Below are 26,731 nucleotides of genomic sequence, written 5' to 3'. Positions count from 1 at the left end.
CTGCTTTGAAACCGGCGCATGGCGGGGTGAGGGGCGTGCTTGTTTCACTGCCCCGACCGTGCGAGTAGCCTGCCAACAACAGAAGGCTGCCAAGGATATCACGGCAGCCGTTGCTAGCTGGAGGTTACCCCATGGATCGCCGTCATTTCGTCAAGGTCGCGGGCGCGGGCGCGGCCGGGAGCGCGGCCATCGCTGCGCCCGCCATCGCGCAGTCGCAGCCCAAGATCAACTGGCGGCTGACCTCGAGCTATCCGAAGAGCCTGGATACGCTCTACGGCATCTCGACCCATGTCGCGAAGCGCGTCGCAGAGGCGACCGACAACAACTTCCAGATTCAGGTCTTCGCGCCCGGCGAGATCGTGCCGGCCCTGCAGGCTCTCGACGCCGTCCAGAACGGCACCGTCGAGTGCAGCCACACGCTGGCGAGCTTTTATATCGGCAAGGACCCGGCCTTCGCCTTCGAGACCTCGTTGCCCTTCGGCTTCAACACCCGCCAGCAGAATGCCTGGCTCTATCAGGGCGGCGGCCTGGAGCTCTGCCGCGCCTTCATGAAGAACTACAACATCTACACCATCCCGTCCGGCAACACCGGTGCGCAGATGGGCGGCTGGTTCCGCAAGGAGATCAAGTCGCTGGAGGATCTGAAGGGCCTGAAGTTCCGCATCGCCGGCCTCGGCGGCCGGATCATGGCGCGTCTCGGTGTCGTGCCGCAGACCATCGGTGGCGCCGACATCTATCCGGCGCTGGAGCGCGGCACGCTCGATGCGGTCGAGTTCTCCGGCCCCTATGACGACGAGAAGCTCGGCTTCGTGAAGGTCGCCAAGTACTACTACTACCCAGGCTTCTGGGAGGGGAACGCCAATGTCAGCTTCCTTGCCAACCAGGACAAGTGGAACGAGCTGCCAGCCTCCTACAAGGCGATCGTCGAAGCGGCCTGCGCCGAGGCCAATGCGCTGTGCGTGGCCAAATACGACCACAACAATCCCGATGCGCTGATTCGCCTTGCCGGCACTGGCGCCGAGCTGCGGCCCTTCCCGCAGGAGGTGATGGCGGCTGCGTTCAAGGAGGCCTTCGCCATGTATGGCGAGCTTGCCGCGAGCAATCCCAACTTCAAGACTTTCTATGATTCCTTCCTTCCCTACTGGAAGAAGGAGCAGCTCTGGTTCCGCATCGCCGAGCTGCCGTTCGACGCGTTCAATGCGCAGAATTACCAGCAGGTGAAGTAACGCGATGGACGGGCGCGGATCATTCTTGACCGCGCCCGCGCCGCTTTCTAACCCGGTACGATGACATCGCGCGCCTTCATCGCCGGCTGCCTCGGCACGAGCCTCACTGCGGACGAGCGGGCCTTCTTCCGCGACGCACGGCCCTGGGGCTTCATCCTCTTCAAGCGCAACACGCAGACGCCCGAGCAGGTTGCGGCTCTAACGGCGGAGATGCGCGAGACCGTCGGCTGGCATGCGCCGATCCTGATCGATCAGGAGGGCGGGCGCGTCCAGCGGATGGGCCCGCCGAACTGGCCGAAATACCCGTCGGCGCGCGCTTTCCACGCCATCAACGACCCCGTCCGCCAGCGCGAGATCGTCCGGCTTTCGGCGCGGCTGATGGCGCATGACCTGAGGAGTGTCGGCATCGACGTGGACTGCCTGCCGGTGCTCGACGTTCCCGTGGCGGGCAGCCATGACGTGATCGGCGACCGCGCTTATGCCTATGATCCCGATCAGGTGGCGCGGCTCGGCCGGGCGGCGGCCGAAGGGTTGATCGCCGGCGGCGTGCTGCCGGTCGTCAAGCACATGCCCGGCCATGGCCGGGCGCGGGCCGACAGCCATCACGACCTGCCCGTCGTCGATGCTTCGCTCGACGAACTCAGGGCGCATGATTTCCGTCCGTTCCGGCACCTTGCCGACATGCCGCTGGCGATGACGGCGCATGTGGTGTTCACGGCGCTCGATCCGAAGCATCCGGCGACCGTCTCCCGCAAGATCGTGCGCGAGGTCATGCGCGGCGAGATTGGCTTCGACGGGCTGATCATGACCGATGATATTTCGATGAAGGCGCTGTCCGGTTCCTTCGAGGCCAAGGCGCGCGCCGCCATTCGCGCCGGCGTCGACGTGATCCTGCACTGCCACGGCATCATGGAGGAGATGGTCGCGATCGCCGGCGTGGTGCCGGAGATGACCGGAGCCCGCGCACGCCGCGCGGCGGCGGCACTCGGCCGCATCCGGCACGAGCCTGAGCCGATTGATCTTGAGGCTGCGCGCGCGGAATTGGCCGCCGCGCTTGCGTTGAGCGCCTGAACAGCCGAATTTGCTTCGGTGCCGACCCTAGATCTCAGCCCTCATCCTGAGGAGCCGCGAAGCGGCGTCTCGAAGGATGGTCCAGAGCGCACTGGATCCTCCTTCGAGACGCAGCCTGAATGCTGCTCCTCAGGATGAGGGCCGAGAGATCGAGAGGCTCGATCGCGGCAGAGGGCAGACCTGCATGACGGCCGAGTTGCCATTCGAGGAGGATGCCGCGCGCCGTGAAGGCGAGCCATCGCTCGTTGTCGATGTCGACGGCTATGAGGGGCCGCTCGACCTGTTGCTCGATCTCGCGCGCCGCCAGAAGGTCGATCTTCATCGCATCTCGATCCTGGCGCTGGCGGAGCAATATCTCACCTTCGTCGAGGAGGCGCGGGCGCTCAGGCTGGAGCTCGCGGCCGACTACCTCGTGATGGCGGCGTGGCTGGCCTATCTGAAGTCGCGGCTGCTGCTGCCCGAGCCGCCCAAGGGGGAGGAGCCGAGCGCGGCCGATCTCGCTACGGCGCTGGCGCTCCGCCTGCGCCGGCTGGAAGCGATCCGCGCCGCCGCACGCAAGCTCGCCTCGCGCGAGCGGCTGGGCCAGGACATCTTCGCGCGCGGCGCCCCCGAGGAGATCGTCGCAGGCGCCCGTCCGGTCTGGGAAGCCGAGCTCTACGACCTGCTCGCGGCCTATGCCCATCAACGCCAGAAGCGGGTGCAGGGGCATATCTCGGTCGGCCATCGCGTCGTCTGGTCGCTGGTGGAAGCCCGCGAGGCGTTGCAGCGACTGATCGGCGAGGCCGGGGACTGGACCGAACTGGACAGCTATCTGACGCAATACATGACCTCCCATGGCCTGCCGGCGCGGGAGATGCGGGCGACGGTCAGGGCCTCGGCCCTGTCGGCCATGCTCGAAATGGTCAGGGAAGGGGTTCTCGACCTGCGGCAGAACGAGGCTTTCGCGCCGATCGAGCTGCGCCGTCGTTCGGCACGGCCGCAGATTCTGCCCTTCGCCGGCAAGGATGCCTCATGACTGCCGCGACGGCCGAACCTCTGGACGCTGCGGATGGCGGCGGCGTCGAAGCTTTCGCCCAGGCACAGCGCATCGTCGAGGCGCTGCTTTTCGCGTCGGCGGTGCCCCTGTCGGCGGAGGCCTTGGGCCGGGCGATCCCGGCCGGCATCGTGGTCGAGCAGGTGCTGGCCCGGCTTGTGGAGAGCTATGCCATGCGCGGCGTCAACCTGCGCCAGGTTGCCGGCGGTTGGGCCTTCCGGACGGCGCCGGACCTTGGCTATCTGCTCGCCGCCGAGGCCGAGCCGCCGCGCAAATTGTCGCGCGCCGCGCTCGAGGTTCTGTCGATCATCGCCTACCACCAGCCGGTGACGCGGGCCGAGATCGAGGATATCCGCGGCGTCGCCACCGCCAAGGGCACGCTCGATATTCTGCTGGAGGCCGGCTGGGTGCGGCTGCGCGGACGGCGTCGCTCGCCGGGGCGCCCGGTGACCTACGGCACGACGCCCGGCTTCCTCGATCATTTCGGCCTCGACCGGATCGACGACCTGCCGGGCCTGGAGGAGTTGAAGGGAACCGGCTTCATCGAGGGCCGCCTGACGCGGGACTTGCAGGTGCCGGTTCCCGACGACGATCCGGGCTTGCGCGACGACGAGGACCCGCTCGGCGATCTGTTCAGCCCGCTTGACGACGGCGAGGGCGGGCCGCAACAGGGGTGAGGCGGACGGCGCCGTGTACCTCAGCCCTCATCCTGAGGAGCCGCGTAGCAACGTCTCGAAGGATGGTCCAGCGCGCTCCGGAGCATCCTTCGAGATGCAGCCTGACGGCTGCTCCTCAGGATGAGGGCTGAGAAACTGGGCCGCGCAGGGAGCAATCATTGGCACGCAGCGAGATCAAGGCGGGGTGGCTCGGCTGGGGCCGGCGCGGGACAGCCGGCGCGGCGATTCCGATGGCGCTCGGCTTCGAGGGCGTGACGCAGCGCTTCGGCGAGGTGACGGCGCTATCCGGCGTCTCACTTATGGTCGATCCGGGCGAAATCGTCGCGCTGCTCGGCCAGTCGGGCTGCGGCAAGACGACGCTGCTGAGGCTCGCTGCTGGCGTCGAGCGGCCGAGCGCGGGGCGGGTGCTGCTGGAAGGGCGCGATGTTTCGGCACCGGACCGGTTCGTCGAGCCGGAGCATCGCGGTGTCGGCTTCGTCTTTCAGGATTATGCGCTGTTCCCGCATCTGACCGTCGGCGAGAATGTCTGCTTCGGCCTGCGCGGGCAGAGCGCCGCGTCGACGGAGGCGACCGCGCTCAGGGCGCTCGCGCGCGTCGGCCTTGCCGATTTCTACGGGGCCTACCCGCATATGCTCTCCGGCGGCGAGCAGCAGCGCGTGGCACTGGCGCGTGCCATCGCGCCGCGCCCCGGCGTGCTCTTGATGGACGAGCCCTTCTCCAATCTCGACCGGCGCCTGCGCGACGTCGTCCGCGACGAAACCGCCGCGCTGCTGGAGGAAACCGGCGCCACTTCGATCATCGTGACGCATGATCCGGAGGATGCGATGCGCATCGCCGACCGCATCGTGCTGATGCGGGCGGGGCGCATCGTCCAGATCGGCACGGGGGAGGAGCTCTATCGCAGGCCCGCCAGCCTCTTTGCCGCCCGATTTTTCTGCGATTTTACCGAGGTCGAAGGTCGCGTCTCGGGAGGCGCGATCGATACGCCGCTCGGGCGCTTCGCGGCGCCGGGGGTGCCGGAGGGAAGTGAGGCGATCGCGTGCATCCGGCCGCATCGGGTGCGGATTGTGCCGAAGGGCTACTACCTGCCCGGGCGGCTCGTCGCGCGGCGCTTCCTCGGCGAGGTCGATCATCTGCTGATCGCCGTGGAGGGGTTCGACCGTGCGCTCTCGGTGCGGGCCGCGCTGTCGGACGAGATCGCGGTGGGCCATGAGGTCGGCGTCGAGATTCCGTCCGACGAAGTCCTTGTGTTTCCCGCGGCAGATCAATAGGTTCCGCCGCCGAGCGATCGACCGGGCAGGGATTGGGTTGGGGATTTCTCCCGGTCGAGGCATTTTCGGAGGAGTTTCGCCATGGGTGGCGTGAGCATTTGGCATTGGATCGTCGTCGGCGTCATCGTGATGCTGCTGTTCGGGCGCGGCAAGGTGTCCGAGCTGATGGGCGATGTCGCCAAGGGTATCAAATCGTTCAAGAAGGGCATGGCGGAGGACGATGAGCCGACGCCGAGCGCGACGAATGTCGATCCCAAGGTGATCGATCATACCCAGGCCAGCAACACAGCTGCGCAGGCTCAGGCCAAGGCCGAGCACAAGGGCTGATGCGGCTTGCGTCCGCTGGACGCGGTTTTGGTGATGCGCGCGTTCTGATCCCCTCGGCCTTGACGGCTGAGCGGAGGCGCGCCGAGAGGACGAGCCCTCGATGTTCGACATCGCCTGGAGCGAGATGGTGCTGATCGGCGCGGTGGCGCTGGTGGTGATCGGCCCCAAGGATCTGCCCAAAGCCCTGCGCACGGTCGGCCAGACGGTCGGCCGTATCCGGCGTATGGCAACCGAATTCCAGGGGCAGTTCAACGAGGCTATGCGCGAGGCCGAGCTCGCTGACCTCAAGAAACAGGTCGAGGATGTCGGCGGGTCGGTGTCGAGCGCGCTCAATACCGACTACAAGCCGATCGAGGAGCCGAAGGATTTTTCGGTGTCGAGCGCGGGTGAAGCCACCCAGCCCGATGACGCGGCGCTGAAGGAGGCCGAGGCAAAGCTTGCTGCGCTGCCGACGCCGGAGCTGCCGCCGATCGACATCGCCGCCGAGACGCCGACGCCCGCCGAGGAGCCAGTTCCCGCGGCCAAGCCGAAGCGGACGCGCAAGACGAAGGCTCAGGAAGAGCTGGTGGCCGAGAGCGCCCCGGTTACCGAATCTGCGCCCGCTACCGAGGCGGGCGAGACCGTCGAGAAGACGAAGCCGGCCCGCGCGCGGCGGGCCAAGGTCGTGGCGGACGCGCCGGAAGAGCCCGATACGCCCTTCCCGGAGGTCGCTTCGAGCGAGGCACCGCAGGACGCGCCGAAGCCCACCCGCAAGCGCAAGCCCAAGGCATCCGACGCCAAGGGTGAGGAGACTTCCGCATGAGCGTCGCCACTCCTCGCGAGGGCGAGGACGACATCGAGGCCTCGCGCGCGCCGCTCATCGAGCATCTGATCGAGCTGAGGGCGCGGCTGATCAAGTCGCTGATCGCCTTCCTCATCATGTTCTTCATCTGCTTCGGCTTCTCGACGCAGATCTACAACATCCTGGTGAAGCCCTATGTCTGGGCCGCAGGCAGCGCGGCCAATGCGCAGCTGATCTATACCGGCCCGCTTGAGCTGCTCTTCACCCATATCAAGGTCGCCGCCTTCGGCGCCGGCTTCTTCGCCTTTCCGGTGATCGCGACGCAGGTCTACAGATTCGTCGCGCCCGGCCTCTACAAGAACGAGAAGGCCGCCTTCGCGCCGTATCTGATCGCCACGCCGGTATTTTTCACGCTGGGCGCGCTGCTGGTCTTCTTCTTCGCCATGCCGGTGCTGATGAAGTTCTCGCTCGGCATGCAGCAGGCTGCGACCGAGACCCAGGCCGGCATCGCGCTGCTGCCCAAGGTCAGCGAATACCTGTCGCTGATCATGACGCTGATCTTCGCTTTCGGCATCGCCTTCCAGCTACCGGTGATCCTGACCCTGCTCGGGCAGGCCGGCATCATCGATTCGCAGTTCCTGAAGGACAAGCGCCGCTACGCCATCGTCTTCGTGTTCGTCGTGGCGGCAGTGCTGACCCCGCCGGACGTGATCTCGCAGCTCATGCTCGCGATCCCGATGCTGCTGCTCTATGAGCTGTCGATCTTCTCGGTGCGGCGTGTCGAGAAGAAGAGCGCTGCGGCGAAGGCTGCTGAGGACGCGGCGGAGTAGGCGTTTCCGTCATGCTCGCACTTGCGGCGAGCATCCACGTCTTGAAACTCGCTCTCGAAGAACGAAGACGTGGATGGTCGGGACAAGCCCGACCATGACGTGGTCGTGGCGCCGAATGCTGATCTCGGTGGTTCCCTCCCGCGTCGTCCCGGTCTAGAGCATCCTGCGCTGCATTCCGCAGCGATGCATGGCCGGACGACGATGTACGACATCAGATGGATTCGCGAGAACGCCGCGGCGTTCGATGGAGGCTTGACGCGACGGGGCCTGGAGCCGCTGTCGTCGTCGCTGCTCGCGCTCGACGATGTCCGCCGTTCCGCCATCGCCAAGGCTCAGGGCGTGCAGGAGCGCCGCAACGCGCTTTCCAAGGAAATCGGCAAGGCGATGGGCGCGAAGGATGTCGCGCTCGCCGAGAAGCTGAAGGCCGAGGTCGCGGCGCTCAAGGAAGAGCAGCCGGCGCTCGAGGCCGAGGAGAAGGCCGCGAAGGAGGCGCTCGACGAGAAGCTCGCCGCGATCCCGAACGTGCCGTTCGACGATGTGCCGGATGGTGCGGACGAGCATGACAATGTCGTGCTGCATATGCATGGCGTGAAGCCGGAGGAGCGCGGGCTGCTGAGGGGTATCAACGACCCCAAGCAGCATTTCGAGCTGGGCGAAGCGCTCGGCCAGATGGATTTCGAGAAGGCGGCCAAGCTCTCGGGCTCGCGCTTCGTCGTGCTGCAAGCCCAAGTCGCGCGGCTGTCGCGGGCGATCGGGCAGTTCATGCTCGACACTCACACCGAGGAGCATGGGTATACGGAGGTCAACCCGCCGCTGCTGGTGCGCGACGATGCGATGTTCGGCACGGCGCAACTGCCGAAATTCGCCGGCGACCAGTTCCGCGCCGTCGCCTTCGAAATGCCCGAGCATCTGAAGAACCACGGTGCGGCGGCCGAGGTCTGGGAATCGCTGGCGGAGAGCTGGGCGTCCGAAGAGGGCAAGCTCGAGCAGGCGACGTTCAACTCGGTGATGCAGGCGCTTCACGACGGCAAGGTTGCGCCGGACGAGCGCGACCAGATCACCGCCTTCGTCGAGGGGCTGCGCCGCGATCTCGCCGTCGCGCGCCACGGCCAGGCCCGCGCCGAGCAGTGGGGCGAGGCCTTCGGCGGGGGGCATTGGCTGATCCCGACCGCCGAGGTTCCGCTGACCAATCTGGCAAGGGAATCAATCCTTTCCGAGGAGGAGCTGCCGCTTCGATTCAGCGCTCTGACGCCTTGCTTCCGAGCCGAGGCCGGCTCGGCCGGCCGCGACACCCGCGGCATGCTGCGCCAGCACCAGTTCGAGAAGGTCGAGCTCGTCTCGATCACGGCGCCGGAGAAGTCGCGCGAGGAGCATGAGCGCATGCTCGCCTGCGCCGAGAACGTGCTGAAGAAGCTCGACCTGCATTATCGCGTGATGACGCTGTGCACCGGCGACATGGGCTTCGCCTCGCAGAAGACCTGGGACATCGAGGCCTGGCTGCCCGGCCAGAAGACCTATCGCGAGATCTCGTCCTGCTCGGTCTGCGGCGATTTCCAGGCGCGGCGCATGAATGCGCGCTACAAGACCAGGGACGGCAAGGGGCCGTTCTTCGTCCACACCCTCAACGGGTCGGGCACGGCGGTCGGCCGGGCGCTGATCGCGGTGATGGAGAACTACCAGAATTCCGACGGCTCGATCACCGTGCCGGAGGTTCTGGTGCCCTATATGCGCGGCGTGACCAAGATCGAGAAGGCGGCCTGAGATGCGTATTCTCGTCACCAATGATGACGGCATCCATGCCGAGGGGCTGGAAGTGCTGGAGCGCATCGCGCGCCAGCTCTCCGACGATGTCTGGGTCGTGGCGCCGGAGAGCGACCAGTCCGGCGTGGCGCATTCGCTGTCGCTGTCGAATCCATTGAGACTCCGCCAGATCAGCGAGAGGCGTTTCGCCGTGGCGGGCACGCCGACCGACTGCGTCATCATGGCGGTGCGCTCGGTGATGGCCGAGGCGCGGCCCGACCTCGTGCTCTCTGGCGTCAACCGCGGCTCCAACGTCGCGGAGGACGTGACCTATTCCGGCACTATCGCGGCTGCGATGGAAGGCACGCTGCTCGGCATCCCGTCGATCGCAGTCAGCCAGGCCTATACGCCCGGCGACCGCAGCAATATCCGCTGGGACTGCGCCGAGCATCATGCGCCCGGCATCATCCGCCGGCTGCTGGCGGAGGGCATTCCCGAGGGCGTGCTCTTCAACCTCAACTTCCCCAATGCGGGGCCGAGCGAGGTGCAGGGCGTTTCCGTCACGGTGCAGGGCCGGCGCGACCAGGAGCTGGTCAAGCTCGAGCCTCGCAAGGACGGGCGCGGCAATCCCTATTTCTGGATAGCCTTCCAGCGCAGCCGCAAGGAGCCGGCGAACGGCACCGATCTGCGCGCCATGGCCGAGAACCGCATCTCGGTCACGCCGCTGGAACTCGACCTGACCCATGAGCCGACGCTGACCCGCTTCGCGCAAGTCTTCGCCTGAGAGGCGGCGGGGAGGGGGCATGAGCGAAGAGGCGCCGGCCAGCGAGGGCGAACGTACCGTCGCCTTCCTGCTGTCGCTGAGGGCGCGGGGGGTGCGCGACCTCACGCTGCTGCGCGCTATGGAGCGGGTGCCGCGCGATCGTTTCGCGCCGGCCCGCTTTGCCGATCTCGCGCGCGAGGACGTCTCGGTGCCGCTGCCCTGCGGCCAGACGATGACCGCGCCGCATACCGTCGCCAATTTGCTCGGCGCGCTCGACATGCAGATGGGCGCGCGCGTGCTCGAAGTGGGCACCGGTTCCGGCTATGTCTCGGCGCTGCTGGCGGCGCTGGGCGGCGAGGTGGTATCGCTGGAGCGCTATCGTTCGCTGGCGCTTGCCGCGCATGAGCGGGTCAGCGGCAGCGGTTTCGGCCAGCTGATCGATCTGCGCCATGCCGATGGCTTCCAGCCCGATCGCACGCTCGGCCGCTTCGACCGCATCCTCGTCAACGGTGTCACACAGACGGTGCCCGAGGCGCTGCTGATGCGGCTGTCGAATGGCGGACGACTGGTCGGCGCCCTGCGAATCGAGGGGGTGGCGCGGCGGGTGGTGGTCACGCGCGTCGGCGACGACCAGTTCGACCACGCGACCGGGCCGGTGCTGCGCCTGCCGCCGCTGGTGCCGGGTATTTCGCGCGCGCTCTGACGCCTGACCGCACCAACCGGCGGCGGTTGCAACGACACCGCATGGAGCCGCTGCCCTCCCGGCGAAAATCCAAAAAAGTGAAGACGGCTTCGCCAGCGAAACGCTTTCGTAACCTCAACGGGACTTTAATGACCGTCATCGAGTTGCGTCGTTCGCGAGTACTCTGTTCATGCGTAGCCAAGCCGGATCGATCAATCATCGCGCTCTCCGTCGTCTCTCGACGGTGTGCCTGCTTGCCGTCGGTGTCAGCGCCTGCTCCTCGGACGCGTTGCGCTTCACCGAGACCCCTTTCGACAATCCCTTCAGGACTGCACAGGCCCCGGCGCCTGCTCGCGACCCGGCTACCACCGGCTCGATCGGACGCTCTGCCAGCGCGCCGCTGCAGCCGGTTCCGTCGGCGCCCGTCGTGCGGGCGCAGCCTCTGCCGCCGCCGCAATCGGCCGTTGCGCTGAACTCCGCGCCGCCGCAGGCCGTTTCCGGCAGCGCTGCCGGCTGGTCGGCGCAGGGCGGCACGCCGGTCGTGATCGCGCAAGGCGAGAACCTCGACATGATCTCGTCGCGCTATGGCGTGCCGCGCGCCGCTCTGATGTCCGCGAACGGGCTGAGCAGCGCCAATGTGCCGCCGGGCACACGGATCACGGTACCGGTGTATAATGCGAGCGGCGCCTCCGCTCCGGTTGCGGCCGCCGCGCCGGCCCCTCAGGCGGCCCCCGCTCCGGCCCCATCGCAGCGTTTCGTCGCCGGTCCGGCTCCTGCCCGTCAACCCGCTCCGGTCGTCGATGCGAAGGCGCATGCCAAGGCCGCGGCCGATGCCAAGGCCGCCGCTGCCGCGGAAGCCAAGACCAAGGCCGCCGCAGACGCCCAGGCCATGCGCGAATCCCGTGCCCGTTTCGCTGCCGAAGCCAAGGCCAAGGCAGATGCCCGCAAGACAGGCGCTGCCGTGCCGGCCGTGCCTGCGGCGAAGCCCGTAGCCGAGGCGAGGCCCGCGCCCGTTCCGCAGCCGGTGAAGACCGCCGCTCCCGCTCAGCAGCAGGCGAAGCCGGTCGTGGTGGCGAGCGCACCCGCCGCCGAGCCGAAGCCGACCGCGATCCCGAAGGCGGAGCCCGCCGCCGAGCCGAAGACCACTGCCAGCCTGCCGAAGCAGGAGGAACAGGCGTCTTCGGGCGACAAGGCCGATTTCCGCTGGCCGGCTCGCGGCCGTGTGATCACCGGCTACAGCAAGGGCGGCAATGAGGGCATCAACATCGCGGTTCCCGAGGGCACGCCCGTCAAGGCGGCCGAGGGCGGCACCGTCGCCTATGCCGGCAGCGAGCTGAAGGGCTACGGCAACCTCGTCCTGATCCGTCACCCGAACGGATATGTCTCGGCCTATGCCCATAATGGCGAGCTCAAGGTGAAGCGCGGCGACGCCGTCAAGCGCGGCCAGGTCGTCGCCAGTTCGGGCCAGAGCGGCAACGTCTCCTCGCCTCAGCTCCACTTCGAGCTGCGCAAGGGCTCGACCCCGGTCGATCCGACTCCCTACCTCAACAACTGAGCCGCGTTCGACGCGAAAAGTTGCAAGCCTTCGATCGGTTCGCGAGACCCTCCCGATCGAAAAAAGGACGGGGCGGCCCCAGGAAGGGCCGCCCCGTTTTCGTTTGTTTTGCGATCGCCCGTCATGCTCGCCCTTGTTGCGAGCATCCACGTCTTGAACACCGCACTGCATCGATGAAGGCGTAGATGGTCGGGACAAGTTCGGCCATGACGCGACGGCGCTTCACCCCTCCAGGCGCTTGCCCAGCCGGCCGGCGAGGTCCTGGATGTACTGCCAGGCGGTGCGTCCGGAGCGGGAGCCGCGCGTCGTCGCCCATTCCAGCGCGTCGCGGCGCAACTCCTCCGGGTCGATCGCCAGCCCGAAATGGCCGGCATAGCCGTTGATCATCTCCAGATACTCGTCCTGGCTGCATTTGTGGAAGCCGAGCCAGAGGCCGAACCGATCCGAGAGCGAGACCTTCTCCTCGATTGCCTCGCCCGGATTGATCGAGGTCGAGCGCTCATTGTCCATCATGTCGCGCGGCAGCAGGTGGCGGCGATTCGAGGTGGCGTAGAACACGACATTGTCGGGGCGCCCCTCGACGCCGCCGTCCAGCACCGCCTTCAGCGACTTATAAGAGGTGTCGTCGCTGTCGAAGGACAGATCGTCGCAGAAGACGATGGCGCGGTGCGGATCGCTGCGCAGCTGGCTCATCAGGGCAGGGAGGCTCTCGATGTCCTCGCGATGGATCTCGATCAGCTTCAGCGGCAGCGCGCCCTTCGGCAGATGCTGGTTGGTGTCGGCATGCACCGCCTTGACCAGCGAGGACTTGCCCATGCCACGTGCACCCCAGAGCAGCACGTTGTTGGCGGGCAGGCCCTTGGCGAACCGCTCGGTATTCTCGGCCAGCGTGTCGCGGACACGGTCGACGCCGCGCAGGAGCGAAAGTGCGACGCGGTTGACCTTCGGCACCGGCACAAGCTCCGAGCCCGTCGTCTGCCAGACGAAGGCGTCGGCGACTTTGAGGTCGGCCGACTTGCGCCGCGGTGGCGCGATCCGCTCAAGCGCATCCGCAATCCGCAGTAGCGTCGCGAGAGTCTGGTCGGGGGCGGTCTCGGTCGTGGTCATGGCTCTGCGCCTTCGTTTCATCCTGCCGAACCGTACCGTACCGTCCGGTACGGTTGCTGTGGTTAGCTAAACCGCGTCGTGGATCGAGCGCAAGGGGCATTGCGCGAATGGCAGCAAGCCCATAGGTGAGGAGCGCGCATGGGCAACCGGGCGTGTCCGATTGATTTCACGGCATTGCTGGCTATAGTCCGCGCGATTTTTAGGCCGGGCGATGCTTTTGCCGTGTCCTGCGGCCGGCGGCCTGCTGCGCCGTCGTTAGAGAGGAGTTCTTCAGTGATCACCCCCGCTTTCGCCCAGGCGACAGGAGCCGGTGGCGGCACCGACATGCTGATCCAGCTCGTGCCGTTCCTGCTGATCTTCGTTATCATGTGGTTCCTGATCATCCGGCCGCAGCAGCGGCGGGCGAAGACGCATCAGGAGATGATCAAGAACGTGCGCCGCGGCGACACGATCGTGACCTCGGGCGGGCTGATCGCGAAGGTGTCGAAGGTCATCGATGACGCCGAGCTGGAAGCCGAGATCGCCGACGGCGTGCGCGTGCGCATCGTGCGCGGCATGGTCCAGGACGTCCGCTCGAAGAGCGAGCCGGTCAAGAGCTGACTTTGACAATCGATCGCGTTTTCGCATTCGGACGGCGTCGTCCGGATGCGGCGTGATCTAAGGCACGACAACAAGGCTGTTCACGCAGATGCTTCGTCTCCAGGCCCGCAAGGTCATTCTCGTCCTGCTCGTGCTGATCGTCGGCTGCGGGCTCGCCGTGCCGAACCTGTTCTCGCCGGAGACGCGCAAGGCCATCGCCGACAACGCGCCGTCCTGGATTCCGCGCATCTTCCTGCCGATCCATGCGGTCGTGCTCGGCCTCGACCTGCAGGGCGGCTCGCACGTCCTGCTCGAGATCGACCGGGCGGAGCTGGTGCGCAGCCAGGTGACACAGCTGCGCGACGATGTTCGCCGCGTCCTGCGCGAAGAGCGCATCAGCATTCAGGGCGGCATCCAGACCACGACGCGCGGTGTGCAAGTGCGCGTCCCGGACGCGGCCGAGCGTGCACGTGTGCTGCCGAAGCTGCGGGAGCTCGCTCAGCCGATCGGCACGCTCGGCGCGTTCGGCCCCTCGGGCAACCAGTCCATCGCCATTGCCGAGCAGCCTGACGGGCTGATCCAGCTGACCGTGACGGAAGCCGGCTCGAACGAGCGCATCCGCCGCGCCGTCGAGCAGGCGATGGAGGTTCTGCGTCGCCGCGTCGACGCGCTCGGCACCACCGAGCCGAACATCCAGCGCCAGGGCCTCGACCGCATTCTGGTGCAGGTGCCGGGCCTTCAGGATCCGCAGCGCCTGAAGCAGATCCTCGGCGACACCGCCAAGCTCGAATTCCGCCTCGTCGGCGACGCCAACAGCAGCGATGTCGACATGCTGCCCTCGCAGGATGCCGGCGGCCAGACCGTCCCGGTCCTGCGCCAGCCCTCCGTCGACGGCGCCGACCTGATCGACGCGCAGCCGGCCTTCGATTCGCGCAGCGGCCAGCCGATCGTGAACTTCCGCTTCAATATCCGGGGCGCGCAGCGCTTCGGCCAGATCACCACCGAGAATCTCGGCCGCCCTCTGGCGATCGTGCTCGACAACAAGGTGATCTCCTCGCCGGTGATCCAGTCGCCCATCACGGGCGGCTCGGGCCAGATCTCCGGCAACTTCACGGTCGAGCAGGTCAACAACCTCTCGATCCTGCTGCGCGCCGGCGCGCTGCCCGCCAAGATGACGATCGTCGAGGAGCGTACCGTCGGCCCCGGCCTCGGCGCCGACTCGATCCGCGCCGGCAAGATGGCGACCCTGATCGCGACCGTGATGGTGGTGATCTACATGCTGGCGACCTATGGCATCTTCGGCCTGATCGCGAGTATCGCGCTCGTCGTCCATGTCGGCCTGATCTTCGGCCTGATGTCCTTCCTCGGCGCGACGATGACGCTGCCCGGCATCGCCGGCATCGTGCTCACCATCGGCACGGCGGTCGACTCCAACGTGCTGATCTACGAGCGCATGCGCGAGGAGGAGCATCAGGGGCGGAGCCTGGTCTCGGCGCTCGAGGCAGGCTTCCAGCGCGCCTTCGCGACGATCATCGACTCCAACGTCACCATGCTCATCGCGGCGGTGGCGCTGTTCTCGCTCGGCTCCGGCCCGGTGCGCGGCTTTGCGGTCGTGTTCATCCTGGGCATCCTCACCACCGTCATCACGGCGGTGACGCTGACCCGGATGCTGATCGCGCTCTGGTATCGCTGGGCCAAGCCCAAGCACCTCCCGTTCTGACGCTGCCAACCCCTTAGGAGATTGGCCATGCGCATGCGCCTGCTTCGTATCGTTCCCGACAACACCCGCTTCAAATTCGTCTGGTTTCGCCGCGTCAGCTATCCGCTGTCGGCTGCCTATTCGGTCCTGGTGCTGGCGCTGTTCCTGACGGTCGGCCTGAACTTCGGCATCGACTTCAAGGGCGGCACGCTGATCGAGATGCAGTCGAAGGCCGGTGCGGTCGACATCGCCCAGATCCGCCATACCGCGAACGGGCTCGGCTTCGGCGATGCCGAGGTGCAGGAATTCGGCTCGGGCGGCGAGGTCTCGATGCGCTTCGGCATGCAGCCGGGCGGCGAGACGGCTCAGCAGACGGTCGTCGTGAAGGCGCGGGACGCTTTCGCCTCGCAGTACGAGTTCCGCCGTGTCGAGACGGTCGGGCCGCGCGTCTCGGGCGAATTGGTGCAGGCCGGTACGCTCGGCGTCGTGCTCGCGATCGTCGGCGTGCTGATCTATCTCTGGTTCCGCTTCGAGATGCCGCTGGCGATCGGCGCGATCCTCGGCACGCTGCACGACATCGTGCTGACCATCGGCTTCTTCCTGATCACGCAGCTCGAATTCAACCTGACCTCGATCGCGGCGATCCTGACCATCGTCGGCTATTCGCTGAACGAGACCGTGGTCGTGTTCGACCGCACCCGCGAATTGCTGCGCCGCTACAAGACCATGCCGGTTGCCGAGCTCCTCGACCTCTCGGTGAACTCGACGCTGTCGCGCACGGCGATGACGGCGACGACGACTTTCCTGTCGTTGCTCGCGCTGGTGCTGTTCGGCGGCACCGCGATCGAGGGCTTCGCGCTCGTCATGCTGTTCGGCGTGGTGATCTGCACCTATTCGGCGATGTTCATCTCGACGCCGGTGCTGCTCTACATGGATGTCCGCTCGGCGGGCGCGCGTGAGGAAGCGCAGGAGACGGCGCGCGCCAAGGCTTCGGCCGCCAAGGCCAAGGCCTGAGCGGCTTCATGCCGCGCTTCGAGGGCTTCGTTCCCGGCCGCTTCCCGCTCGACGCGATCGGGGCGGGCGGCTTCCGCTTCGCCGAGATGAGCCATCAGGGCTCGATCATCGCGACGCCGGCCGGCATCCGGATCTGGCCGGTGACGCGCTTTTCCGAAGTGACGATCGAGAGCCTGCAGCCCGTGCTGGACGAAGCCGAGAGCATCGACTTCCTGTTGATCGGGACAGGGGCCGATATTGCCTTCATTCCGCCCGCTCTGCGTGATCCGCTAAGGCAGGCCGGGATCACCGTCGAGGGCATGGCGACCGGTGCGGCTGCCCGCACCTATAACGTGCTCGTCGGCGAGGATCGACGCGTCGCAGCGGCGCTGATCGCGATCGAGTAAGGCGCTTTGCAATCCGGGATGTCGATCATACCGGCGATGCGTAGCGGGGGCGGGGCGCTTGCCTTACATTAGAAGCGGCCGAGGTCGGCCGAGGCGGAACAATGCCGCACACTGAAACCGACGATCGCAGAGACATCGCGCCGGCGCGCCTGCCGGACGCCTATGCCCATTGCGCGACGCTCGTGCGCGAGCAGGATCAGGATCGCTATATCGCCGGCCTCTACGCCCCCGACGATCGCCGGGCGGCGCTCTACGCGCTCTATGCCTTCAGCCATGAGATCGCGCGGGTCAGGGCGCTGGTCAGCGAGCCCCTGCCGGGCGAGGTCAGGCTGCAATGGTGGCGCGACGTGCTGGAAGGCCAGTCGGGCAGCGAGACACAGGCACATCCCGTGGCCGCGGCCCTGCTCGACACGGTCCGGCGCTACCGCCTGCCGATCGCGCCGCTGACGGCGCTGATCGATGCCCGCATCTTCGATCTCTACGACGATCCGATGCCCTCTCTGCGCGATCTGGAGGGCTATGCCGGCGAAACCGCGAGCGCGGTGATCCGGCTGGCCTGCCTGATCCTGGCAGGCGGACGCGATCCGGGCGGGGCGACGGCCTGCGGCCATGCCGGCGTCGCCTACGCGCTGACCGGGCTGATGCGCGCTTTCCCGTGGCACGCGGCCGAGGGGCAGGTCTACCTGCCGGCCGACATTCTCTCCCGGAACGGCGTGACGCGCGATGACATCGTGCGCGGGCGTGGCGGACCGGGCGTGCTCTATACGCTCAAGGAACTGCGCGAGATCGCTCGCAACCACCTGAAGAAGCTTGCGAGCCTGAGCGAGACGATTCCGCCGACGCTGAGGCCGGCCTTCCTGCCGGTGGCGCTGGTCGAGCCCTATCTCCGGCGGATGGAGGCGAGGGGGTACGATCCCTACCGGAGCATCATCACCCTGCCGTCCTGGCGGCGGCAGTGGATCCTGTGGCGGGCGGCGCGGAAGGCGTGAGCGTTTATGCTCGGGACTGATCCGGGTATCTCCCAACGCACAGGTTCCGGCACTTCATCCTGTCAGGGATTCTCGGGCCTGCGCTTCGCTCCGCCCGAGAATGACGGGGCCAGCTTATTCCGCCGCCACGAGGCCGCTCGCCCAGGCGTCCATCTCGACCTTCGCCCGCGCCGTCAGCGCCTGCTTGCGGGCCACGCTCTTGGCTGGCCCCTTCAAGCGCTTGCCGTCGGGGCCGGTGGTTGCCACGCCCTCGATCAGCGGGAACAGCCCGAAATTGATGTTCATCGGCTGGAAGGAGCGCGGCCCCTCGTCGATGGTGACGATGTGGCCGCCGGTGATGTGGTTGACCAGCGCGCCCAGCGCCGTCGTAGCAGGGGGGAGCGGCAGGTCCCGGCCCAGACGCTCGGCCGCGGCCATGCGTCCTGCCAGAAGCCCGGTGGCGGCGCTCTCGACATAGCCCTCACAGCCGGTGATCTGGCCGGCGAAGCGCAGGCGCGTATCGGCCTTCAGCCGCAGATGCTCGTCCAGCAGCTTCGGCGAGTTGAGATAGGTGTTGCGGTGGATGCCGCCGAGCCGGGCGAACTCGGCGTTCTGCAAGCCCGGGATCATGCGGAAGATCGCGGCCTGCTCGCCATATTTCAGCTTGGTCTGGAATCCCGTCATGTTGAACAGGGTGCCGAGCGCATTGTCCTGCCGGAGCTGGACCACGGCATAGGCCTTCACGGTCGGGTTGTGCTTGTTGGTGAGCCCTACCGGCTTCATCGGCCCCCAGCGCAACGTTTCACGGCCGCGCTCGGCCATCACCTCGATCGGCAGGCAGCCGTCGAAATAGGGCGTGCCTTCCCATTCCTTGAACTCGGTCTTTTCGGCGGCGAGCAGCGCGTCGATGAAGGCCTCGTACTGGTCGCGGTCGAGCGGGCAGTTGATGTAGTCGGCGCCGGTACCGCCGGGGCCGGCCTTGTCGTAGCGCGACTGGAACCAGGCCTGGTCCATGTCGACCGAATCGAAATGGACGATCGGCGCGATGGCGTCGAAGAAGGCGAGCGAATCCTCTGATGTGAGCGACTGCAGGCCTTGCGCCAAGGCAGGGGAGGTCAGCGGGCCAGTCGCGATGATGACATTGTCCCATTCGGCCGGCGGAAGGCCGGCGATCTCGCCTCGGTCGATGGTGACGAGTGGGTGGCTCTCCAGCGCGGCGGTGACGGCCTGCGAGAAACCGTCGCGGTCGACCGCGAGCGCGCCGCCGGCCGGCACCTGATGGGCATCGCCCTTGGCCATGATCAGCGAGCCGAGGCGGCGCATCTCCCAATGCAGCTGGCCGACGGCATTGCTCGAGGAATCGTCGGAGCGGAAGGAGTTCGAGCAGACGAGCTCGGCAAGCCCTTCGGTCTTGTGGGCGTCGGTGCCGCGCACGGGGCGCATCTCGTGGATGACGACCGGGACGCCGGCCTGAGCGATCTGCCAGGCGGCTTCGGAGCCGGCGAGACCGCCGCCGATGATGTGTACTGGTTCCATGGCTGCGATGTGTCCGCAGCCGGCTTTGAGGTCAAGCCTTTTGACTTTCCGCGCATTCCTATCGTTCGGATGGCGCTGATCCAACCAAGGTGTGCGGGACCCGAAATGCAAAATGCCCGCCGTGAGGCGGGCATTCGCTCTTCGACCAAGTTCGGGGGGAGGGGAAACCCGAACCCGGGAGAAACTACACTGAACGCGCGGCGCCCTATGCGCGGCGGTTCGAAGTCAGGATCTTCAGGCCGACGCGTGCGAGCGGGCGATGAAGGTGATCTCCGAGCGCGACAGGCCGAGATCATCGAGCTCGCGGTCGGTGAGGCGGGAGAGCTCGCGAACCGTCTCGCGATAGCGGAAGTAGGCTCGAATTTTGGCAGCGATCATCGTGACGAACATGGTGGTTTTCCTTGCGTATTCCGGAGCGGGGCGGTGCCCACAGCGATAATTTCGTTGTGCAGTGCATATAAGTCAGGCGGCCTGCCTCTAACAGTGGCTGTCGCTCAGCTCTGTTATGCTTTTTGTGCATGGCCAATTAAGTTTCCGGTCATTTTTGTGAGATCGATCTGCGCTGAGGTAAGGGATGTGTCCGAAATGTGGTTGATTCTCTGCCTATGAATTGATCGGAGGCGCCATTTTGGGACAGGCTCTGCGCGAGCTGCCTATTTGGTAGTCATATTGCACTTGCTCAGTCGAGCGCCGTTCGCTTGCGGCAATTTTGCATTGCGAAATAGGGCGCGGTTGGGCTCGAGCAAGCGGCCGAGATGGATCGACAGCGGTTCGTCGAATCCGTGAGGATGGGGCGCTGTCTGCCGGGCAGAAATTGCCCGATCCGCCCGGCGCGGCAAGCGTCTCCTATTGCGGACTATCATCTAACATATTGAAATAGATGATAAATACCCGATTCTTGGCAGCGGCCTGGAGATTGCAGGTCCGTAGTCCAGCAGAAAGGAGCGCGCGATGTCCGTCTCGTTCTCGACCTCGAACTGGCCGATCAATCTACCGACCACCTATGCGACCAAGCCGACGGCGGAAGGCGAATCGCAACAGGATTCCGCCGCGTCCACGGCCGCTTCCTCGTCGTCGCCCTCGTCCTCGACCGAGGCCGAGTTTCTGAAGATCGCCCGGATGACGCCCGAAGAGCGGGTCCAGAAGGCGATCCTCGACAAGCTGGGCATGACCGAGGAGCAGTTCAACAAGCTCGACTCGAAGGCCAAGGCCGACGTGATGGCCAAGGTCCGTGACGAGATGCTCAGGCAGATGGAGGCGAAGAACGAGCGCCGGACCGGAGCCTTCGCCGATATCAGCGTCTGAGTGCGCCGAGCCGGGCTGATGCGCTGAAGCCGGGCTTGCGCCCGGCCTCGTTCGTCAAGGTCCGATCCGCGTCGGCCTTCAGCTCGCCTTGCCGGCGTCGAAGCGCAGCAGCCGCAGCGCGTTTGCTGTGACGATGACGGTCGCGCCGGTGTCGGCGAGGATCGCGACCCAGAGCCCGGTGTAGCCGAGCACGCTGGTGACCAGGAACACGGCCTTCAGCCCGAGCGCGATCGTGATGTTGGCGCGGATATTGGCCATCGCCGCCCGCGCCAGCCGGATCAACGCCGCGACGTCGCGGACGCGGCTCTTCAGCACCGCGCCATCGGCCGTCTCCAGCGCGACATCCGTCCCTGAGCCCATGGCGACGCCGATGCTGGCCGCTGCAAGCGCCGGCGCGTCGTTGATGCCATCACCGACCATCATCACCGGGGCTTCGGCAGCTAAGGCCTTGATCGCCGCGACCTTGTCGTCGGGCATCAATTCGGCCTTGTGCTCCATGCCGAGGCCGGCGGCGATGGCGGCGCCGGTGCGGGCATTGTCGCCGGTCAGCATGGCCGAGCGGATGCCCATTGCCTTGAGTTCGGCGATTGCGGCGGCGGCGTCCTCGCGCGGCTCGTCACGCAGGGCGATGAGGCCGGCGAGCGCGCCGTCGACGACAACCGCGGCGACGGTCTTGCCGGCTGCCTCCAGTTCTTCGGCGGCGAGGCGTGCCCTTTTGTCGAAGGCAGCGCGCTTCTCCGCGTGCCGCGGCGCGCCGACGAAGATCGCGCGGCCGCCGACGCTGCCGGTAACGCCCTGGCCGGCGAGCGCCGCTGCCTCGGCTGCCGGCGCATAGGCGATGCCGTCGGCGCGGGTGCGTTCGAGCACGGCTTCGGCGAGCGGGTGGGCAGAGCCGTGCTCGACGGCGGCGGCCAGCGCCAGGACCTCCGATTCGCTGGCGGCGAGGGCGACGATGTCGGTGACGCGCGGCTTGCCCTGTGTCAGCGTTCCGGTTTTGTCGAAGGCGACGAGGCCGGTCTTGGCGGCGGTCTCGATGACGACGCCGCCCTTCATCAGCAGGCCTTGGCGGGCGCCGGCCGAAAGAGCGGCGGCGATCGCGGCCGGCACCGAGATGACCAGCGCGCAGGGGCAGCCGATCAGCAGCAGCGCCAGAGCGCGGTAGATCCAGGTCGACCATTCGGCGCCGAGCAGGAGCGGTGGCACCAGCGCGACCAGCAGGGCGAGCCCGACGATCGCCGGCATGTACCAGCGCGAGAAACGGTCGATGAAGCGCTCGGTCGGGGCGCGGGCCTCCTGCGCCTCCTCGACGAGGCGGATGATGCGGGCAATGGTGTTGTCCTCGGCCGCCTTGTCGACTCGTACGCGCAGCGCCGCCTCGCGGTTGACCGAGCCGGCGAAGACGGGCTCGCCGATGCCCTTGGTCTTCGGCACGGATTCGCCCGTGACCGGGCTCTCGTCTATGCCGGAGATGCCGTTGGTGATCTCGCCGTCGGCCGGGATGCGGTCGCCCGGGCGGACGAGCACGATCTGGCCGATTTTCAGGCTGGCGGCATCGACCTGCCGGGTCGCGCCGTTCTCCTCGACGAGGGCGGTCTTGGGAACGAGATCGCCCAGTGCCCGGATCGAGGCGCGGGCGCGGTCGGCTGCGACGCCTTCGAGAACCTCGCCCACGGCGAAGAGGAAGACGACCAGCGCCGCTTCCTCGGCCGCGCCGATGAAGAGCGCGCCGACGGCGGCGATCGTCATCAGCATCTCGATGGTGAAGGGAATGCCGGCGCGGGCGGCCGCGAAGGCGCGCTTGGCGACCGGGAATACGCCGATGACGCAGGCCAGGATGAAGGCCCAGTGGCCGACATCGGCGGCAAGCAGGCGGATGGCGTATGCGGCGCCGAGAAGCAGGCCGGTGCCGAGGACGAGGCGTCCCTTGCCGGTCTGATACCAGCGTGCGCCGTCGGGCGTCACTTCATGGACATGGCCGGGAAGGCCGTGGCCATGGTCGCTCGCCGGCGCTGCCTTGGCGGGTTTCGGGTCATGGTCGTGTCCATCGTGGCAGTGAGCATGGTCCGAGCGGCAGGCTTCGCCATGCTCATGGCCGGCATGGCCATGCCCGTGCCTGCCGTGATTCTGCCCGCCATGATCATGCTCATGATGGTCGTGGCCGCAGCAACTGCCCTTCGCGGCAGGCTTCTCAGCCGGGGCCCTCGCCAGCGCCGCGGCGGTGTAGCCGAGCCCGTTGACGCGCTTCTCGATCGCCTCAGGCGTGGTCTGGCCCGCATCCAACGAGAGCGTCAGCGTCTCAGACATCACCGAAAGCTTGACGTCGCTGACGCCGGGGAGGCGCTCGACCGCGCCGCGAATCTTCGTCGCGCAGCTCGCGCAATCCATGCCGCCGACCTTCCAGGAGAGGGTCTTGGTTTCGGCTGGGGATGGGGCGGCCATATCTTCAGTCTCCGTCTGGCTTCGCTACGGGACTTCTTCTCTACAAGCTGTAGCCACTTCAGCTTCAAGGGAAAAATTCGGGTTCAGCGTGCCCGGCGCCATAAGACTGCAAGCAGAAGCCGGAGCGCGGAAAATCAGGCGTTTCCCGTTATGTGCCCAGTGCCTGCATGCAGTATGCGCAAGGCGATTGACGGGCCCGGGAAGACAACCGGATAGTTCGCTCCAGGGAGGAGCGAACGAAAAATGGCGCAGCCGAGACCATCTACAGCCCTTGCGGGGCTCCGCGTGCTGGATCTGACACGGGTGCGGGCGGGGCCGACCTGCGTGCGTGTCTTCGCCGATTTCGGCGCCGACGTGATCAAGGTGGAAAGCCCGCCGGGGCTCGATCCCAACGAGAACATGAGCGGCCCGCGCCTGGGCTACGACATGCAGAATCTGCATCGCAACAAGCGCTCGCTGGCGCTCAATCTGAAGACGCCGGAGGGCAAGGCGATTCTGATGAAGCTCGTCGACGATGCCGATCTGCTCGTCGAGAACTTCAGGCCCGATGTGAAGGAACGGCTCGGGCTCGATTTCGAGACACTGCACGCCCGCAATCCGCGGCTGATTCTGGTCTCGATCTCCGGCTTCGGCCAGTCCGGCCCATATCGGACGCGCGCGGGTTTCGACCAGATCGCACAGGGCATGGGCGGGATGATGTCAGTGACCGGCCTGCCGGGGCAGGGGCCGGTCCGGGCCGGCATCGCGCTCGCCGATTCCTCTGCCGGGCTCTACGGCGCTGTCGGCGCGCTGGTGGCGCTGCAGGAGCGCGCCACCTCAGGCAAGGGGCAGTGGGTGCAGACCTCGCTGCTCGAAGCCCAGATCGCGATGATGGACTTCCAGGCGGCGCGCTATCTCGTCGAGGGCTCCGTTCCGCCGCAGGCTGGCAACGACCACCCCTATCAGACGCCGATGGGCGTCTACCGCACGCGCGACGGCGCGATCAATCTCGGTGTCGGCGGCGAGGAGCAGTGGCGTTCGTTCTGTCGCGCGATCGGGCGGCCGGAATGGGGGGCGGATGCCCGTTACGACAGCACGGAGAAGCGCTTCGAGCGTCGTCCGGAACTGCGGGAGGCGATCGAGGAGCGGCTTGCCGAGGCTGACAGCGCCGCGTGGCTGGAGATCATGGAGCGTCACAGCGTGCCGGCCGGCCCGATCTACGCGGTCGACCAGATGTTCGAGGACCCGCAGGTGCGCCATCTTGGCATCGCCAGGCCGGTGAGCCACCCCGCGCTCGGCGATATCCGCCTTGTCGGCCAGCCGGTGACGCTCTCGCGCACGCCGGCTGATGTCGCGACGCCGACACCGACGGCCGGGCAGCATAATGACGAGATCCTCGCTGGGCTCGGCTATGACGAGGCAGGGCTCGCAAGACTGCGGGCCGAAGGCGTGATCTGATGGAGGCCGGCGTGAACGACGAAATCCTGTATGCAGTCGAGAATGGGGTGGGCACGATCACGCTCAACCGGCCACAGGCGCGCAACGCGCTGACCTTCGCCATGTATGAGCGCATCGCCGAGATCTGCCGTGATCCGGCTGATCATGGCGATCCGCGCGTGATCATCATGACCGGGGCCGGCGACAAGGCCTTCGCGGCCGGCACCGATATCGCCCAGTTCCGTGCCTTCAAGAGCGCCGAAGACGCGCTCGCCTATGAGGAGCGGATCGAGACCGTGATCGGCACGATCGAGCGCTGTGCGGTGCCTACACTCGCTGCGATTTCCGGTGCGGTGACGGGGGGCGGCGCGGCGATCGCGCTCGCCTGCGATCTCAGGATCGCGAGCATGACGGCGCGCTTCGGTTTCCCGATCGCGCGCACGCTCGGCAATTGCCTGTCGATGGAGAATTATGCGCGGCTTTACGCCATCCTCGGCCCGGCAAGGGTCAAGGACATCGTCTTCACCTCGCGGCTGGTCGAGGCGGAGGAGGGGCAGCGCATCGGTCTCTACAGCGAGTTACTGCCGGACCATGCTGCGTTGATGGCTCGCGCGGGCGAGCTTGCGCAGACCATTGCTGGCCATGCGCCGCTGACCATGCGCGCGACCAAGGAAGCGATGCGCCGCCTGACGGCCGCGACCGCCGAAGGGCTCGACGGCAGCGACCTCGTGACGCTCTGCTACACCAGCGCCGATTTCCGCGAGGGCATGGAAGCCTTCCTCGGCAAGCGCCCGCCGAACTGGACGGGGCGCTGATTCGAGCTGTGCCGCTATTCCGGGGCAGGCCGCGGGCCTGAGGCCGCACCCGTGGACTCCGCAATCGTCATGCTCGGGCTTGACCCGAGCATCTCGTGCCAAGCGTGCTTCGAGCGCCCCATCTTCGCGAGATTCTCAGGTCTCCCTTCGGTCGCCCGAGAATGACGGTGGTGAGCGGCCCCGCTCAGCCGTAGCTGCGCTCCAGCCTGCGGTCGATTGCCAGCGCCGCCAGCGTGCAGAGCGCGCCGGAGAGCAGATAGACGCCGACCCAGGCGAGGCCGAAGGTGCTCGATACGGTGAGCGCCACCAGCGGCGCGAAACCGGCGCCGATCAGCCAGGCGAAGTCGGAGGTCAGTGCCGCGCCGGTGTAGCGGTACTGCGTGCCGAAGCTCGAGGCGACCGCGCCTGCGGTCTGGCCGTAGGAGAGACCGAGCAGGCCGAAGCCGATGATGACGTAGATCGTCTGGCCCGCCTGGCTGTCGCCGAAGAGCAGCGGCGCGACGATGCTCGACAGGCTGAACAGGGCGATCATGGCGCCGGACAAGAGCAGAGTGTTGCGGCGGCCGATCTGGTCGGCGATCAGGCCGGAGGTGACGATCGCGCCCGCTCCGACGACGCCGCCAGCGCCCTGGACCAGCAGGAATTCCGAGACCGAGCGGTCGGTGAAGAGGTTGATCCAGCTCACCGGGAAGATGGTGACGAGGTGGAAGAGCGCGAAGCTTGCCAACGGCACGAAGGCGCCGAGGACGAGCGTGCGGCCATGAACCCGGATGAGTTCGGACACCGGCACCGGCATCAGCTCGCGCGTTTCCATCAGCTCGGCGAATTCATGGGTCGCGACCATGCGCAGCCGGGCGAAGAGCGCCACGACGTTGATTGTCAGGGCGACGAAGAAGGGGTAGCGCCAGCCCCAGCCGAGAAAATCCGCCTTCGAGAGCGCACCCTCGAAATAGGCGAACAGCCCGGCAGCGAGGATGAAGCCGAAGGGGGCACCGAGCTGCGGCAGCATGGCATACCAGCCGCGCCGATTGGGCGGCGCGTTGAGGGCGAGCAGCGAGGACAGGCCATCCCAGGCGCCGCCGAGCGCGATGCCCTGCAGCAGGCGGAAGCCGGCGAGGATGACGACGGACCAGATGCCGATCGTCTCGTAGCCCGGCAGGAAGGCGATGGCGGCCGTCGCGCCGCCGAGGAGAAACAGCGCCGCGGTGAGCTTGGTCGCCCGGCCGTAGCGCCGGTCGATCGCGAAGAACAGCACCGAGCCGAAGGGGCGCGTCACGAAAGCCAGCGCGAATATGCCGAAGGCGTAGAGCGTGCCGGTGAGCCGGTCGACGAAGGGGAAGACCAGTTCGGGGAAGACCAGCACGCAGCCGAGGCCGAAGACGAAGAAGTCGAAATATTCCGACGTCCGGCCGATAATGACGCCGAGCGCGATATCGGCGGGCGTCACATGGTCCCGCCCGTGCTCGTCCGTCAGATGCCCCGTTGAATGGCTCGCCGCGTCAGCGCTCATG

General features: G+C 67.0%; 25 protein-coding genes. 20 read left to right on the top strand and 5 right to left on the bottom strand.

The genetic code is table 11. The annotated features are described in order from the left end of the window. Positions 1-131 precede the first annotated feature (131 nt). The 12 genes from AB4Z16_RS18025 (at position 132) to AB4Z16_RS17970 (ending at position 11,956) form a co-directional block, all read left to right on the top strand. Positions 132-1,226: a TRAP transporter substrate-binding protein gene (locus AB4Z16_RS18025; RefSeq protein WP_441470675.1), complete on the top strand. Its 1,095-nt coding sequence runs from the start codon at positions 132-134 to the stop codon at positions 1,224-1,226. A 60-nt stretch (positions 1,227-1,286) separates the two neighbouring features. Continuing rightward, positions 1,287-2,297 (top strand): beta-N-acetylhexosaminidase, encoded by a 1,011-nt coding sequence (nagZ, locus tag AB4Z16_RS18020; RefSeq protein WP_441512733.1) that lies wholly within the window; start codon positions 1,287-1,289, stop codon positions 2,295-2,297. Between the two features lie 184 nt (positions 2,298-2,481). Next, complete coding sequence (locus AB4Z16_RS18015) at positions 2,482-3,312, top strand: segregation and condensation protein A (protein WP_441512732.1); 831 nt, start codon at positions 2,482-2,484, stop codon at positions 3,310-3,312. Next, the gene (gene scpB / locus AB4Z16_RS18010) at positions 3,309-4,007 is read left to right on the top strand and encodes an SMC-Scp complex subunit ScpB (RefSeq protein WP_441512731.1); all 699 of its coding nucleotides are present in this window, start codon (positions 3,309-3,311) and stop codon (positions 4,005-4,007) included. Before AB4Z16_RS18015 ends, scpB begins: the two co-directional genes overlap by 4 nt. A gap of 230 nt (positions 4,008-4,237) precedes the next feature. Continuing rightward, positions 4,238-5,278: an ABC transporter ATP-binding protein gene (locus tag AB4Z16_RS18005; protein ID WP_441513077.1), complete on the top strand. Its 1,041-nt coding sequence runs from the start codon at positions 4,238-4,240 to the stop codon at positions 5,276-5,278. A gap of 81 nt (positions 5,279-5,359) precedes the next feature. Continuing rightward, positions 5,360-5,605: a twin-arginine translocase TatA/TatE family subunit gene (locus AB4Z16_RS18000; protein WP_441470671.1), complete on the top strand. Its 246-nt coding sequence runs from the start codon at positions 5,360-5,362 to the stop codon at positions 5,603-5,605. A 100-nt stretch (positions 5,606-5,705) separates the two neighbouring features. Then, positions 5,706-6,407, top strand: coding sequence for a Sec-independent protein translocase protein TatB (gene tatB, locus AB4Z16_RS17995; protein WP_441512730.1), 702 nt, complete (start codon positions 5,706-5,708; stop codon positions 6,405-6,407). Then, positions 6,404-7,216 carry a twin-arginine translocase subunit TatC gene (gene tatC, locus AB4Z16_RS17990; protein ID WP_441512729.1) on the top strand — a complete coding sequence of 271 codons (813 nt, stop codon included), beginning with the start codon at positions 6,404-6,406 and terminating at the stop codon, positions 7,214-7,216. Before tatB ends, tatC begins: the two co-directional genes overlap by 4 nt. Before the next feature lie 201 nt (positions 7,217-7,417). Continuing rightward, on the top strand, positions 7,418-8,977 hold the full coding sequence (gene serS / locus AB4Z16_RS17985; protein ID WP_441513076.1) for a serine--tRNA ligase: 1,560 nt from the start codon (positions 7,418-7,420) through the stop codon (positions 8,975-8,977). A gap of 1 nt (position 8,978) precedes the next feature. Beyond that, positions 8,979-9,740 carry a 5'/3'-nucleotidase SurE gene (surE, locus tag AB4Z16_RS17980; RefSeq protein ID WP_441512728.1) on the top strand — a complete coding sequence of 254 codons (762 nt, stop codon included), beginning with the start codon at positions 8,979-8,981 and terminating at the stop codon, positions 9,738-9,740. A 19-nt stretch (positions 9,741-9,759) separates the two neighbouring features. Continuing rightward, a complete protein-coding gene (locus AB4Z16_RS17975; RefSeq protein WP_441512727.1) occupies positions 9,760-10,422 on the top strand; it encodes a protein-L-isoaspartate O-methyltransferase family protein in 663 nt (220 codons plus the stop codon). Between the two features lie 169 nt (positions 10,423-10,591). After that, complete coding sequence (locus tag AB4Z16_RS17970) at positions 10,592-11,956, top strand: peptidoglycan DD-metalloendopeptidase family protein (protein ID WP_441512726.1); 1,365 nt, start codon at positions 10,592-10,594, stop codon at positions 11,954-11,956. Positions 11,957-12,178: 222 nt separating this feature from the next. Here AB4Z16_RS17970 and AB4Z16_RS17965 read toward each other — a convergent pair whose 3' ends face one another. Beyond that, positions 12,179-13,063 carry an ATP-binding protein gene (locus AB4Z16_RS17965; RefSeq protein ID WP_441512725.1) on the bottom strand — a complete coding sequence of 295 codons (885 nt, stop codon included), beginning with the start codon at positions 13,061-13,063 and terminating at the stop codon, positions 12,179-12,181. A 273-nt stretch (positions 13,064-13,336) separates the two neighbouring features. Here AB4Z16_RS17965 and yajC point away from each other — a divergent pair, with 273 nt between their 5' ends. The 5 genes from yajC (at position 13,337) to AB4Z16_RS17940 (ending at position 17,730) form a co-directional block, all read left to right on the top strand. Continuing rightward, positions 13,337-13,663: a preprotein translocase subunit YajC gene (gene yajC, locus AB4Z16_RS17960; RefSeq protein WP_441512724.1), complete on the top strand. Its 327-nt coding sequence runs from the start codon at positions 13,337-13,339 to the stop codon at positions 13,661-13,663. Between the two features lie 88 nt (positions 13,664-13,751). After that, positions 13,752-15,362 (top strand): protein translocase subunit SecD, encoded by a 1,611-nt coding sequence (secD, locus tag AB4Z16_RS17955; protein ID WP_441512723.1) that lies wholly within the window; start codon positions 13,752-13,754, stop codon positions 15,360-15,362. A gap of 33 nt (positions 15,363-15,395) precedes the next feature. Beyond that, complete coding sequence (secF, locus tag AB4Z16_RS17950) at positions 15,396-16,355, top strand: protein translocase subunit SecF (protein ID WP_441513075.1); 960 nt, start codon at positions 15,396-15,398, stop codon at positions 16,353-16,355. An 8-nt stretch (positions 16,356-16,363) separates the two neighbouring features. Next, positions 16,364-16,741, top strand: a complete 378-nt coding sequence (locus AB4Z16_RS17945) for an Mth938-like domain-containing protein (RefSeq protein WP_441512722.1) — start codon at positions 16,364-16,366, stop codon at positions 16,739-16,741. Positions 16,742-16,842: 101 nt separating this feature from the next. Further along, entirely contained in the window at positions 16,843-17,730 is an 888-nt protein-coding gene (locus AB4Z16_RS17940; RefSeq protein WP_441512721.1) for a phytoene/squalene synthase family protein, read from the top strand. 114 nt (positions 17,731-17,844) lie between these two features. Here AB4Z16_RS17940 and trmFO read toward each other — a convergent pair whose 3' ends face one another. Both trmFO and AB4Z16_RS17930 read right to left on the bottom strand, forming a co-directional pair. Then, positions 17,845-19,245 carry a methylenetetrahydrofolate--tRNA-(uracil(54)-C(5))-methyltransferase (FADH(2)-oxidizing) TrmFO gene (gene trmFO / locus AB4Z16_RS17935; RefSeq protein WP_441512720.1) on the bottom strand — a complete coding sequence of 467 codons (1,401 nt, stop codon included), beginning with the start codon at positions 19,243-19,245 and terminating at the stop codon, positions 17,845-17,847. A gap of 234 nt (positions 19,246-19,479) precedes the next feature. Beyond that, entirely contained in the window at positions 19,480-19,635 is a 156-nt protein-coding gene (locus AB4Z16_RS17930) for a DUF1127 domain-containing protein (protein ID WP_441512719.1), read from the bottom strand. Positions 19,636-20,196: 561 nt separating this feature from the next. Between AB4Z16_RS17930 and AB4Z16_RS17925 the strand changes: the two genes are divergently transcribed. Then, entirely contained in the window at positions 20,197-20,550 is a 354-nt protein-coding gene (locus AB4Z16_RS17925; RefSeq protein WP_441512718.1) for a hypothetical protein, read from the top strand. A 78-nt stretch (positions 20,551-20,628) separates the two neighbouring features. On the opposite strand, the gene AB4Z16_RS17920 is transcribed toward AB4Z16_RS17925, so the two are convergent. Further along, positions 20,629-22,989 (bottom strand): heavy metal translocating P-type ATPase, encoded by a 2,361-nt coding sequence (locus tag AB4Z16_RS17920; protein WP_441512717.1) that lies wholly within the window; start codon positions 22,987-22,989, stop codon positions 20,629-20,631. Positions 22,990-23,232: 243 nt separating this feature from the next. On the opposite strand from AB4Z16_RS17920, the gene AB4Z16_RS17915 reads away from it, so the two are divergent. Together AB4Z16_RS17915 and AB4Z16_RS17910 are read left to right on the top strand one after the other, a co-directional pair. After that, entirely contained in the window at positions 23,233-24,426 is a 1,194-nt protein-coding gene (locus tag AB4Z16_RS17915) for a CaiB/BaiF CoA transferase family protein (protein ID WP_441512716.1), read from the top strand. Continuing rightward, positions 24,426-25,220 (top strand): enoyl-CoA hydratase/isomerase family protein, encoded by a 795-nt coding sequence (locus AB4Z16_RS17910; protein WP_441512715.1) that lies wholly within the window; start codon positions 24,426-24,428, stop codon positions 25,218-25,220. Before AB4Z16_RS17915 ends, AB4Z16_RS17910 begins: the two co-directional genes overlap by 1 nt. A 184-nt stretch (positions 25,221-25,404) precedes the next feature. Here the strand turns inward: AB4Z16_RS17910 and AB4Z16_RS17905 are convergent, their stop codons facing one another. Beyond that, the gene (locus tag AB4Z16_RS17905; RefSeq protein ID WP_441512714.1) at positions 25,405-26,730 is read right to left on the bottom strand and encodes an MFS transporter; all 1,326 of its coding nucleotides are present in this window, start codon (positions 26,728-26,730) and stop codon (positions 25,405-25,407) included. Between the last annotated feature and the right edge of the window lies 1 nt (position 26,731).

It is taken from the genome of Allobosea sp. TAF32, from assembly GCF_052113585.1.
GTDB lineage: Bacteria > Pseudomonadota > Alphaproteobacteria > Rhizobiales > Beijerinckiaceae > Allobosea.
The sequence above is the reverse complement of the archived record's forward strand: the minus strand, read 5'-3'. Positions and strand labels throughout refer to the sequence as shown.

Bases quoted from the DNA above. Each gene is read 5' to 3' on its own strand.
- AB4Z16_RS18025 (WP_441470675.1), top strand. From the start codon at position 132: ATGGATCGCCGTCATTTCGTCAAGGTCGCGGGCGCGGGCGCGGCCGGG.
- nagZ (WP_441512733.1), top strand. From the start codon at position 1,287: ATGACATCGCGCGCCTTCATCGCCGGCTGCCTCGGCACGAGCCTCACT.
- AB4Z16_RS18015 (WP_441512732.1), top strand. From the start codon at position 2,482: ATGACGGCCGAGTTGCCATTCGAGGAGGATGCCGCGCGCCGTGAAGGC.
- scpB (WP_441512731.1), top strand. From the start codon at position 3,309: ATGACTGCCGCGACGGCCGAACCTCTGGACGCTGCGGATGGCGGCGGC.
- AB4Z16_RS18005 (WP_441513077.1), top strand. From the start codon at position 4,238: ATGGCGCTCGGCTTCGAGGGCGTGACGCAGCGCTTCGGCGAGGTGACG.
- AB4Z16_RS18000 (WP_441470671.1), top strand. From the start codon at position 5,360: ATGGGTGGCGTGAGCATTTGGCATTGGATCGTCGTCGGCGTCATCGTG.
- tatB (WP_441512730.1), top strand. From the start codon at position 5,706: ATGTTCGACATCGCCTGGAGCGAGATGGTGCTGATCGGCGCGGTGGCG.
- tatC (WP_441512729.1), top strand. From the start codon at position 6,404: ATGAGCGTCGCCACTCCTCGCGAGGGCGAGGACGACATCGAGGCCTCG.
- serS (WP_441513076.1), top strand. From the start codon at position 7,418: ATGTACGACATCAGATGGATTCGCGAGAACGCCGCGGCGTTCGATGGA.
- surE (WP_441512728.1), top strand. From the start codon at position 8,979: ATGCGTATTCTCGTCACCAATGATGACGGCATCCATGCCGAGGGGCTG.
- AB4Z16_RS17975 (WP_441512727.1), top strand. From the start codon at position 9,760: ATGAGCGAAGAGGCGCCGGCCAGCGAGGGCGAACGTACCGTCGCCTTC.
- AB4Z16_RS17970 (WP_441512726.1), top strand. From the start codon at position 10,592: ATGCGTAGCCAAGCCGGATCGATCAATCATCGCGCTCTCCGTCGTCTC.
- AB4Z16_RS17965 (WP_441512725.1), bottom strand. From the start codon at position 13,063: ATGACCACGACCGAGACCGCCCCCGACCAGACTCTCGCGACGCTACTG.
- secD (WP_441512723.1), top strand. From the start codon at position 13,752: ATGCTTCGTCTCCAGGCCCGCAAGGTCATTCTCGTCCTGCTCGTGCTG.
- secF (WP_441513075.1), top strand. From the start codon at position 15,396: ATGCGCCTGCTTCGTATCGTTCCCGACAACACCCGCTTCAAATTCGTC.
- AB4Z16_RS17945 (WP_441512722.1), top strand. From the start codon at position 16,364: ATGCCGCGCTTCGAGGGCTTCGTTCCCGGCCGCTTCCCGCTCGACGCG.
- AB4Z16_RS17940 (WP_441512721.1), top strand. From the start codon at position 16,843: ATGCCGCACACTGAAACCGACGATCGCAGAGACATCGCGCCGGCGCGC.
- trmFO (WP_441512720.1), bottom strand. From the start codon at position 19,245: ATGGAACCAGTACACATCATCGGCGGCGGTCTCGCCGGCTCCGAAGCC.
- AB4Z16_RS17930 (WP_441512719.1), bottom strand. From the start codon at position 19,635: ATGTTCGTCACGATGATCGCTGCCAAAATTCGAGCCTACTTCCGCTAT.
- AB4Z16_RS17925 (WP_441512718.1), top strand. From the start codon at position 20,197: ATGTCCGTCTCGTTCTCGACCTCGAACTGGCCGATCAATCTACCGACC.
- AB4Z16_RS17920 (WP_441512717.1), bottom strand. From the start codon at position 22,989: ATGGCCGCCCCATCCCCAGCCGAAACCAAGACCCTCTCCTGGAAGGTC.
- AB4Z16_RS17915 (WP_441512716.1), top strand. From the start codon at position 23,233: ATGGCGCAGCCGAGACCATCTACAGCCCTTGCGGGGCTCCGCGTGCTG.
- AB4Z16_RS17910 (WP_441512715.1), top strand. From the start codon at position 24,426: ATGGAGGCCGGCGTGAACGACGAAATCCTGTATGCAGTCGAGAATGGG.
- AB4Z16_RS17905 (WP_441512714.1), bottom strand. From the start codon at position 26,730: ATGAGCGCTGACGCGGCGAGCCATTCAACGGGGCATCTGACGGACGAG.